The organism is Xenorhabdus kozodoii (genome assembly GCF_002632875.1).
In the GTDB taxonomy this organism is placed as follows: Bacteria; Pseudomonadota; Gammaproteobacteria; order Enterobacterales; family Enterobacteriaceae; genus Xenorhabdus; species Xenorhabdus kozodoii.
In genome coordinates this window covers 1-1,174 of the sequence record NZ_NJCX01000081.1, presented here as the reverse complement: position 1 = coordinate 1,174, position 1,174 = coordinate 1, and the positions used below count along the sequence as shown (strand labels likewise).

The 1,174-nt window shown below is 52.0% G+C and carries 1 protein-coding gene; it reads left to right on the top strand.

The window, feature by feature from the left end; genetic code table 11:
* Positions 1–1,174, top strand: a 1,174-nt coding sequence (gene tuf, locus Xkoz_RS19155) for an elongation factor Tu (RefSeq protein ID WP_099143515.1), incomplete at both ends; no start/stop codon positions are given.

Genomic DNA, 1,174 nt, shown 5'->3' with positions numbered 1-1,174 from the left:
TGTCTAAAGAAAAGTTTGAACGTTCAAAACCGCACGTTAACGTTGGTACTATCGGCCACGTTGACCACGGTAAAACTACCCTGACTGCAGCAATCACCACTGTTCTGGCGAAAACCTATGGCGGTAGCGCTCGTGCATTCGATCAGATCGATAACGCACCAGAAGAAAAAGCGCGTGGTATCACCATCTCTACTTCTCACGTAGAATACGATACCCCAACTCGTCACTACGCGCACGTTGACTGCCCAGGTCACGCCGACTACGTGAAAAACATGATCACCGGTGCTGCTCAGATGGACGGCGCGATCCTAGTAGTGGCTGCGACTGATGGCCCAATGCCACAGACTCGTGAGCACATCCTGCTGGGTCGTCAGGTAGGCGTTCCTTACATCATCGTGTTCCTGAACAAGTGTGACATGGTTGATGATGAAGAGCTGTTGGAACTGGTTGAAATGGAAGTTCGTGAGCTGCTGTCTCAGTACGATTTCCCAGGCGACGACACCCCAATCATCCGTGGTTCTGCGCTGAAAGCGCTGGAAGGCGAAGCTGAGTGGGAAGCGAAGATCATCGAACTGGCTGAAGCGCTGGATTCTTACATCCCAGAACCAGAGCGTGACATTGATAAGCCGTTCCTGCTGCCAATCGAAGACGTATTCTCCATTTCCGGCCGTGGTACAGTGGTTACCGGTCGTGTAGAGCGTGGTATCGTGAAAGTGGGCGACGAAGTAGAAATCGTCGGTATCAAAGAAACCACGAAAACGACTTGTACGGGCGTTGAAATGTTCCGCAAACTGCTGGACGAAGGCCGTGCGGGTGAGAACGTAGGTGTTCTGCTGCGTGGTACGAAGCGTGATGACGTTGAGCGTGGTCAGGTTCTGGCGAAGCCAGGCTCTATCCACCCACACACACAGTTCGAATCTGAAGTGTATATCCTGAGCAAAGATGAAGGTGGCCGTCATACTCCATTCTTCAAAGGTTACCGTCCACAGTTCTACTTCCGTACAACTGACGTGACCGGGACTATCGAACTGCCAGAAGGCGTTGAGATGGTAATGCCAGGTGACAACATCAACATGATCGTTAACCTGATTGCCCCAATCGCGATGGACGAAGGTCTGCGTTTCGCAATCCGTGAAGGCGGCCGTACTGTAGGCGCTGGTGTTGTTGCTAAAGT